Raw genomic sequence first — 8,500 nt, 5'->3', positions numbered from 1 at the left:
ACCTGGGGCACCCTCGCCCCGGACGCCTCGAACGCCGAGCTGGTGCTGCACGCCCTCACCGGGGACAGCCATGTCAGCGGTCCCGCCGGGCCGGGGCATCCCACGCCCGGCTGGTGGCAGGGGCTGGTCGGACCGGGCCTGGCCCTGGACACCGACCGCTGGTTCGTGGTCGCGCCGAACGTACTGGGCGGCTGCCAGGGCAGTACGGGACCGTCCGCGCCGCGCCCGGACGGTTCACGGGCGTGGGGCGGCGCGTTCCCCTTCCTGACCCAGCGCGACCAGGTGGCCGCCGAGGCCGGGCTCGCGCAGGCGCTCGGCATCGCGCGGTGGGCGCTGGTGGTCGGCGGTTCGATGGGCGGGATGCGGGCCGTGGAGTGGGCGGTGTCCTACCCGGGGCAGGTGGGCGCGCTGCTGCTGCTCGCGACGACGGCCGCCGCCAGCGCGGAGCAGATCGCGTGGGCCAACGCGCAGCTCACGGCGGTCCGCGCCGACCCCGACTGGCGCGGCGGCGACTACCACGGCACCGGGCGCGGCCCGCACACCGGCCTCGGTCTGGCCCGCCGGATCGCCCATGTCACCTACCGCAGCGAACCGGAGCTGCACTCGCGCTTCGGCCGTGGACCACAAGGCGCCGAGGACCCGTGGCGGGGCGGTCGGTACCAGGTCGAGTCGTATCTCGACCACCACGCCGGGAAACTGATCCGCCGCTTCGACGCGGGCAGTTACGTCACCCTGACCGAGGCCATGAACGCGCACGACGTGGGCCGCGCCCGGGGTGGCACACGAGCGGCGCTGGGCCGGGTCACGGCCCGCACGCTGGTCGCCGGGGTGGACTCCGACCGGCTGTATCCCCTCGCCCAGCAGTCGGAGCTGGCCGCCCTGATCCCGTCCGCCGACCGGCTCCGGGTGATCGAGTCGCCGTACGGGCACGACGGATTCCTCATCGAGACCGGGCAGGTGGGCGCGCTGGTAGGGGAGTTGCTGGGCTGAGGCCCGCTGGGTACGGCTCGGTGTCGCGCGGGACTCACCAGTCCCGGGGCGCGACCACCTCCTCCAGGTCGGCGTCCTCGAACCCGTACGTCTCCGCGATGAACCAGAAGTCCATGGCTATCTCGTCCCGCGCCACGGTCTCGATCTCGCTGTCCGCCGCCCAGAACTCCTCCTGGAGCGTGTTGAACTCCTCGGTCGCGGCATGGGTAAGGACATAGAACGCCTCGACATCGGCGGGCCGCTCCGCCTCGATGCGCTCGCACAGCCGCACCAGGATGTCCCGGCCCTTGTCGACCAAGTGGTCCGGGTAGTAGTCGTCGCGGTGGAGCAGCTTCAGGAAGACGCGGCCGGCGGCCCGCTCATCGGTGATCGGCATGAGGTTCCCCCCTCGTTCGTGGCTGTGACACCTTGTGCGTCACCCTGTCCTCGATCTTGCCGTATGCCACTGACAACGCCCCCGGAGCCGCCCGATGCCCCACCCCGCACCCGCCTCCTTCGAGCTGCTGCCCGGCGCCGCCACCTCCCCCGTGCTGCTGCACGTCCCGCACGCGTCCCGCGCGATCCCGCCCGACGTGCGCGCCGGGATCGTCCTGGACGACGCGGCGCTCGCGCGGGAGCTGGACCACATCACCGACGCGCACACCGACCGGATCGCCGCCGAGGCCGCCGCGCGGGCCGGGGTCACCCCGTGGCGGTTCGTCAACCGGCTCTCGCGGCTGGTCGTGGACCCGGAGCGGTTCCCGGACGAACGCGAGGAGATGCTCGCCGTGGGCATGGGCGCCGTATACACGCGGACCACGCACCGGGAGGCACTGCGGGCGGACGGCACCGATCCCCGCCCGCTCATCGAGCGGTACTTCCACCCCTACGCGCGGGCGGTGGCGGACGCCGTCGCTGACCGGCTGGCGGCCACCGGACGGGCCGTGATCATCGACGTGCACTCGTACCCCACCACGGCCCTCCCCTACGAGCTGCACGGCGAGGGACCGCGCCCGCCGGTGTGCCTGGGCACCGACGCCTTCCACACCCCGCCCGAGCTGCGGGAGGCGGCCCGCGCGGCGTTCGCGCGGTGCGGGGAGACAGGGCTCGACAGCCCGTTCGGCGGGACATACGTACCGCTCACGTACTACGGGACCGACGCCCGGGTGAGCGCGCTGATGGTGGAGATCCGCCGCGACACCTACATGACCGAGCCAGGCGGCCCGGCGACGGCAACGCTGACGGACCTGGCCTCGGCACTGGCGGAACTGGTGGAGTCCGCGTCCCGGTGACCGGGCCCGGCGGACGGCCGGTGACTCCGCCGGATCGAGTCCGGCCCGGCGGCCCGTGACCAAGCCTGGCCCGGCAGCCCCGACGGGGCCGAGCGACCCGGCAACGACGGCACTCACGGACCTGGCCCCGCCGCCGCCGGAGCCGGCGGACATCGCATCCCGGTGACCGGGCCCGGCCCGGCGGCCGGTGGTCAGGCCGGGCCCAATGGCCGGTGGTCGGGCCACGCCCAGCGGCCCGCTGATCAGACCCGCCCGGTGCCCGATGCCTCCGCCTGGAGCACTTCCGCGCGACAGCCTGCCCCGGCCGGGACAGGGTGAGGGCATGACCGAGGACACCACCACGCTGACCGGACAGGCCCTGCCGCCGGTACGGGACTGGCCCACGCCCGATCTGGAGGGCACCGCGTTCGACCCGGTGCTCGCCGACCTCATGCGGGAGGGGCCGCTGCACCGCATCCGGCTGCCGTTCGGCGAGGGCTGGGCGTGGCTCGCCACCCGCTACGAGGACGTCAAGGCGATCACCAACGACCCGCGTTTCGGGCGCGCGGAGGTCACCCGGCGTCAGGTGACACGGATGGCCCCGCACTTCAAGCCCCGGCCGGGTTCGCTCGCCTTCGCCGACCAGCCGGACCACAACCGGCTGCGCAAGGCGGTGGCCGGGGCGTTCACCGTCGGCGCGATGAAGCGCCTGCGGCCCCGGGCACAGGAACTGCTGGACGAGCTGGTGGACGGGGTCGTACGGGACGGGCCGCCCGCCGAGCTGATCGAGCGGGTGCTGGAGCCGTTCCCGATCACGCTGGTCAGTGAGGTGATGGGGGTACCGGCGGCGGACCGGGAGCAGGTGCACTCCTGGACCCGGCGGATCATCTCCATGTCCGGCGGCGCGGAGTCCGCCGAGCGGGCCAAGCAGGGGCTGTACGGCTGGATCACGGACACCATCCGGGCCCGCGCCGACGACGGGGGCGACGACGTGTACGCCCGGCTGGGCGCGGCGGTGGCGCGGGGCGAGGTGGCCGAGGAGGAGGCGATCGGGCTCGCCGGGCCGCTCCAGATCGGCGGTGAGGCGGTCACCCACAACTGTGGGCAGATGCTGTTCCTGCTGCTGACCCGGCCGGAGCTGATGGCGCGGATGCGGCGGGACGCGGCGGCACGCGGGCCGCTGATCGAGGAGATGCTGCGTTTCATCCCGCACCGCAGCTCGGTGGGGCTGGCCCGGATCGCGCAGGAGGACGTCGAGCTGCACGGCGTGCTGATCCGCGCGGGCGACCCGGTGTATGTGTCGTACCTGGCCGCCAACCGGGACCCGAGTGTGTTCCCCGACCCGGAGCTGATCGACCCCGACCGGACCACCAACCCCCATCTGGCCTTCGGCAACGGGTCGCACTACTGCACGGGCGCGATCCTGGCCAAGCTCCAGACGGAACTGCTGCTGGGGACGCTGCTGGAGCGGCTGCCGGGACTGCGGCTCGCGGTCCCGGCGGACCAGGTGGAGTGGCGGAAGAAGACGATGATCAGGGGGCCGCGGACGCTGCCGTGCACGTGGTGAGCGGCAGCGCCCCCCGTTCTCTCACCGCTCGCTCAAGCCCGCAGCCACTCCGTCACGACCACCTCCGCCCCGGTCCGCAGCCGCAGGGCGAACGGGCCGATCGGCGGGGCCTCGCTGGTGAAGCGGCCCATGGCGTCGGCGGTCAGCACGTCCGGCGTGGACAGCTGCGGGCCGCCGAGCACCTCGATCCGGGCGGGCTGGGGCGGCAGCACCTGCCCCATCAGGCCGTGCGCGGTCACCTCCACGTCCACGGTCAGCTCACCGGTACGGAAGGTCAGCATCCGCGGCGGGTCCGTCACCCCCCGGACGGGGATGGCGTCGACCAGGGAGTCGAAGGTCAGCTCGGCGATCCGGGCGTCCAGGTCGTGCAGTATGAACGCGTCGACCGCGAGCCGGCGCAGCTCGGGCGGGACCGGGTCCAGGACGGCCGCGGCACGCCGCAGTTCCGCCTCCAGCGGGCTGGTGTCGAACTCCCCCATGTGCGCTTCGAGGGCCTCGTCGTCCCCGAAGTCCCCGAAGTCCCCGGCCCCGCCGGGGATGGCGGCGTTGCCCTCGTTGTCGTTGCGGTTCACGATGCTCCCCGTGCGTCGAGTCGGGCCCGCAGGCGGCGCAGACAGCGCTGGCGCAGGGGCCCGATGCTGCCCACCGCGATGTCGAGCGCGGCCGACACCTCCTGATAGCTGGGCGGCGGCGAGGCCATGAGCACGCGCAGCAGCTGCCGGCAGCGCTCGCCCAGTCCCTCGAACTCCTGCCACACCCTGCGGACCCGCTCGCTCTGGGCGGCGGCCTCCTCGGCGTCGAGCAGGGACTCCTCGGGCGTGGGCTCCTCGCTGACCCGGTCCAGCAGGATCGGGTCGTCGGTCGGTGTCAGCCGGCGCAGGCTCTTGATGACCTTCAGGCTCTCGTGCCGCGCGGTGCTCGCCAGCCACGATCCGGCCTTCTGCGGCTCCCGGATCCGCCCCAGGTTCTGGGCGAAGCGGAACCACACCGTCTGGTAGACCTCGTGCGCGTCGGCGTCGGACAGCCGGTGTGCGCGCGCAACCGACCACACCAGCGGGCTCAGACCCTCCACCAGTGCTTTCCAGGCCGCCGCGTCGCCGTCGACGGCGGACTGTACGAGCGCGCCGACCTCTGCACGTTCCACGGACCCACCCCTCGTGTACGGCCTGTCATCGTACGCCGTGACGGGGGTGGTTCCGGTACACGCGCGGAATCCCGCGTTCAGCATGGTGCTCATGCCGGTGGGGCCGGGTGCGCGACCGGTACGGACTGCCAGGTGGGCGGCAGCAGCGCGGGCACATGACCGCCGCGCACCTCGGCCAACTCCGTGTTGAGTTCAAGGAGTTGACGGGCTGCCGCGCGCGGGTCGCACTCGCCACTCGCCGTCATGTGGGCGGCGACCAGACCGGCGACGACGGGCGTGGCGAAGGAGGTGCCGCTCCACTGCGCGAGGCCCTCGAACATCACCTGATCCGCCTTGCCGACGCTGTCCTCCCCGTCGTCGCTGAGGACTCCGGTGTGGCCCGGATGGGTGCAGGTGCAACCGTAGGAGAAGCCGTAGCGGCAGTCGTCGTACGTCGAGTGCTGGTACACGTACGGCACCGGCGTCCCGAAGCCGGTCAGGGCGCTGGTGACGCGCTCGCCGGGGGCGAAGACGCGGACCCAGGGACCGTGGTTGCTGAAGCAGGCGCCGAACTCGCCGTCGCTGCGCAGCGCGCCGACCGAGAGCACCGCCTCCTCGAAGTCGGGGCGGGTGGCGTAGGCGGCGGGCCAGAAGGGGGTGGCGCTGCCGTTGTTGCCCGCGGCGGCGACCAGCAGCGTGGGCTGCTCGCGCAGCTCGCGCATGAAGTTCTCCAGGCCCAGGAGCCCGTCGACGCGGCCGTTGGAGGTGCCGGCGGACAGGCTGAGGATGTCCGGCCAGCCGCTCTCGTCGACCGCCTCGAAGAGCTTGTCGCCGAACTCGGACTCCAGGATGGCGCCGACGTCGCTGAGCGTGTTGCGCACGGTGACGTCCGTGTTGGGGGCGACGGCGGCGACCAGGCCCGCGATGAACGTGCCGTGGCCGATGTACAGCTTCAGCAGCCCGTCGGCGTCGGTCTCCGCCTCGTGCGCGTCGCCCTCGGTGCGGGCGAGCGGCGGGTAGGAGCGGTAGTCGTGCGTCAGCCCGTTGTCGATCACCAGGACGCGTACGGCGCTCTGCGCGTCGTACGGCGTCGGCGCGGCGGCCGGGTTGGGCTGCGGGTTCTGCTGGGCGGGGACCGGCTCGTCGCCGGGGCAGCAGTTGACCGGCGCGATGTGCACGACGTGGTTGCGGCTGACCAGGCGGCGCCCGGCGCGGCCCTCGGCGGTCCGCTTCGCACGCAGCGCCCCGGCCACGTTCTGGTCGGCGGCCCGGCCGCCGTCGACCGGGTCGCCGACCTGGATGCGGGTGATGCCGGAGCGGTTGGTCTGCGGGCTCGCCCGGCGCACGTTCTCCGGGAGCAGTCCCTCGGTCGCGGTGAAGTGCGCGCGGACGGCGTCCTCGACGGCGAGGGCCTCCTCGCCGTCACGCGCGAGGACGACTCCCTTCTCGTAGATGAACTCGGCGGAGTCGTCCGGGCCCATCGCCAGGGGTACGTCGGGAAGCGCCCGCTGGATCTGATCGAACTGCTCGCGGAATCGCTGTGGTGCCATGGCGTGTCCTCCCAATGAGGCGGCGGTCGTCAATCAGAGCCGGGGGGCGGTCGATTGATACAGACCCGAACTGGTGTGACCTGGTTCCGCTCGCACTACCATCCCTGGGGTGACAGCCGGAAGCGACACGGTGCTCGAACTGCTGCCCATGGTGTTCGCCGCGCCGAACGACGCCCTCACGCGGGCGCGCCTGGTGCTGGACAGCCCGGCGCCGCCGCTGCACGCCTCGGTGGCCCATCAGGTGATCGGTATCTGGCAGCGGGACTTCGGTGACACGAAACTCGCTCTGCGTCATCTGCGGCGCGCCCGGGACTACGCGGTGCGCGCGGACTCACCCGAACGCGAGGCGGATGTGCTCGGCACGCTCGGCGTGGCGCTGATCCACGCGGGCCAGACCCGGCAGGGCCAGGAGGCGCTGGAGCGGGGCGTGGCGCGCGGCACCGGGCACACACGCGCGCGGGTGCTGTTCCGGCGGGCGTACGCGGGGTGGGTGCTGGGGCATCACAGGGCGGCGCTGGAGGACGTACGGCGGGCGATCCCGGTGCTGCGGCAGGCGGACGACGTGATCTGGACGGCGCGGGCGCTGACGCTGCGCGCGACCGTGCATCTGGCGCTGGGCGCGGTGGAGCGCGCGGACCAGGACTTCGCGGCGGCCGAGGCGCTGTGGGAGATCACCGGCCAGGAGCACGACAAGGCGGACGCGGTGGAGAGCCGGGGGCTCGCCGCGTTCCGGTCCGGGGACGTACCGGTGGCGCTGCGGCTGCTGGCGGAGGCGGAGGAGCGGTACGGCAAGCTGGGCACGCCGATCTTCCAGCTGATCGTGCGGCGCTGCGAGGTGCTGATGGCGGCCGGGCTCGCGCCGGAGGCGCTGTCGGAGGCGGACACGGCGATCGCGCAGCTGGACGGGATCGGCGGGCAGTCCACGCGCAAGGCGGAGCTTTTGCTGACGGCCGCCCGCGCGGCGCGGCTCGCGGGGGATCCGCATACGGCGATCGCGCGGGCGGCGCTCGCGGTGCGGCTGTTCGCGGCGCAGCGGCGTGTCTGGTGGGAGACGCACGCGCGGCTGGTGCTGATCGAGTCGCGGGTGGCGACCGGGCGGGGTTCGGGCCGGATGGTCGCGGACGCGGCGGCGGTGGCCGACCGGCTGGCCTCGTTCGGGGCGCCGGCCGCGCCGGAGGCGTCGCTGCTGGCGGGCCGGATCGCGCTGCGGCTGGGCTGGCGCACGGACGCGGAGCGGCATCTGGCGCTGGCCGCCCGCAGCAGGCACAGCGGGCCGCCGCTGGCCCGGCTGACGGGCTGGGCGGCGCAGGCGCTGCGGGCGGAGGCTGCCGGGTCCCGGCGGGGCGTGCTGGAGGCGTGCCGGCGGGGGCTGAACGTCCTGGACGACCACCGGATGACGCTGGGCGCCTCGGAGCTGCGGGCGCGGGCCACCGAGCAGGGCGCGGAGCTGGCGGCGCTGGCGCAGGGCGCGAGCCTCGCGCAGGGCGGGCCCCGGCGGTTGCTGGAGTGGAGCGAGCGGTGGCGGGCGACCGCGCTGAGCACCCCGCCGACCCGGCCGCCCGCCGACCCGGAACTCCTGGGCGACCTCACCGCTTTCCGGGAGATCGCCGCCCGCGCGGAGGAGGCCCGCCGCGAGCGGCGTCCGGTGCCTGCGCTGGAGCGTGAGCAGCGGCGGCTGGAGAAGGCGATCCGCTCCCGCACCCTGCATCTGCGCGGCGAGACCCCGGGCGGCGGCCACCGCTTCGACGTGGGCCGGCTGCTGGCCCGGCTCGGCACGACCCGGCTGGTGGAGCTGGCGGTGGTCGACGGCCGGGTGCAGGTGCTGCTGTGCGCGGAAGGCCGGGTGCGGCGCTTCTCGGCGGGGCTGCTCGCCGAGGCCGAACTGGAGGCGGAGCACATACAGGCGGGGCTGCGGCGCCGGGGCCAAACCCCCGCCGGGGGCCCCCGCCCGCCGGGGGGGGGGCGGGCCCCCCGCGGTGGGCCCGCCCCCCCCCCCCGGCCCCGCGGTGGGCCCGCCCCC

The 8,500-nt window shown here is 74.3% G+C and carries 7 protein-coding genes and 1 pseudogene; 4 read left to right on the top strand and 4 right to left on the bottom strand.

Annotation, left to right across the window (positions count from 1 at the left end; translation table 11 throughout):
- Window positions 1-990, top strand: a 990-nt coding sequence (locus ACFXAZ_RS18545) for a homoserine O-acetyltransferase (protein WP_384591799.1), incomplete at its 5' end; no start/stop codon positions are given.
- Window positions 991-1,024: 34 nt separating this feature from the next.
- Here ACFXAZ_RS18545 and ACFXAZ_RS18540 read toward each other — a convergent pair.
- A complete protein-coding gene (locus ACFXAZ_RS18540; RefSeq protein WP_384591796.1) occupies window positions 1,025-1,366 on the bottom strand; it encodes a DUF5713 family protein in 342 nt (113 codons plus the stop codon).
- Window positions 1,367-1,460: 94 nt separating this feature from the next.
- Between ACFXAZ_RS18540 and ACFXAZ_RS18535 the strand changes: the two genes are divergently transcribed.
- Both ACFXAZ_RS18535 and ACFXAZ_RS18530 read left to right on the top strand, forming a co-directional pair.
- Window positions 1,461-2,261, top strand: a complete 801-nt coding sequence (locus tag ACFXAZ_RS18535) for an N-formylglutamate amidohydrolase (protein ID WP_384591793.1) — start codon at window positions 1,461-1,463, stop codon at window positions 2,259-2,261.
- A 322-nt stretch (window positions 2,262-2,583) separates the two neighbouring features.
- The gene (locus ACFXAZ_RS18530) at window positions 2,584-3,807 is read left to right on the top strand and encodes a cytochrome P450 (RefSeq protein WP_384591790.1); all 1,224 of its coding nucleotides are present in this window, start codon (window positions 2,584-2,586) and stop codon (window positions 3,805-3,807) included.
- 32 nt (window positions 3,808-3,839) lie between these two features.
- Here the strand turns inward: ACFXAZ_RS18530 and ACFXAZ_RS18525 are convergent, their stop codons facing one another.
- The 3 genes from ACFXAZ_RS18525 to ACFXAZ_RS18515 form a co-directional block, all read right to left on the bottom strand.
- Window positions 3,840-4,286 (bottom strand): hypothetical protein, encoded by a 447-nt coding sequence (locus tag ACFXAZ_RS18525; RefSeq protein WP_384591818.1) that lies wholly within the window; start codon window positions 4,284-4,286, stop codon window positions 3,840-3,842.
- A gap of 89 nt (window positions 4,287-4,375) precedes the next feature.
- Window positions 4,376-5,035 carry an RNA polymerase sigma factor gene (locus tag ACFXAZ_RS18520; protein ID WP_384591816.1) on the bottom strand — a complete coding sequence of 220 codons (660 nt, stop codon included), beginning with the start codon at window positions 5,033-5,035 and terminating at the stop codon, window positions 4,376-4,378.
- A gap of 5 nt (window positions 5,036-5,040) precedes the next feature.
- A complete protein-coding gene (locus ACFXAZ_RS18515) occupies window positions 5,041-6,480 on the bottom strand; it encodes a S8/S53 family peptidase (protein ID WP_384591787.1) in 1,440 nt (479 codons plus the stop codon).
- Window positions 6,481-6,628: 148 nt separating this feature from the next.
- Here ACFXAZ_RS18515 and ACFXAZ_RS18510 point away from each other — a divergent pair.
- A pseudogene (locus tag ACFXAZ_RS18510) lies at window positions 6,629-8,411 on the top strand (CHAT domain-containing protein); the annotation flags it as partial.
- Window positions 8,412-8,500 lie beyond the last annotated feature (89 nt).

Source organism: Streptomyces sp. NPDC059477 (assembly GCF_042749375.1).
In the GTDB taxonomy this organism is placed as follows: domain Bacteria; phylum Actinomycetota; class Actinomycetes; order Streptomycetales; family Streptomycetaceae; genus Streptomyces.
This window is presented reverse-complemented; position numbering and strand designations above follow the sequence as displayed.

Excerpts from the sequence above, each read along its gene's own strand:
- ACFXAZ_RS18540 (WP_384591796.1), bottom strand. The coding sequence starts at position 1,366 with ATGCCGATCACCGATGAGCGGGCCGCCGGCCGCGTCTTCCTGAAGCTG.
- ACFXAZ_RS18515 (WP_384591787.1), bottom strand. The coding sequence starts at position 6,480 with ATGGCACCACAGCGATTCCGCGAGCAGTTCGATCAGATCCAGCGGGCG.
- ACFXAZ_RS18530 (WP_384591790.1), top strand. The coding sequence starts at position 2,584 with ATGACCGAGGACACCACCACGCTGACCGGACAGGCCCTGCCGCCGGTA.
- ACFXAZ_RS18525 (WP_384591818.1), bottom strand. The coding sequence starts at position 4,286 with ATGGGGGAGTTCGACACCAGCCCGCTGGAGGCGGAACTGCGGCGTGCC.
- ACFXAZ_RS18520 (WP_384591816.1), bottom strand. The coding sequence starts at position 5,035 with ATGCTGAACGCGGGATTCCGCGCGTGTACCGGAACCACCCCCGTCACG.
- ACFXAZ_RS18535 (WP_384591793.1), top strand. The coding sequence starts at position 1,461 with ATGCCCCACCCCGCACCCGCCTCCTTCGAGCTGCTGCCCGGCGCCGCC.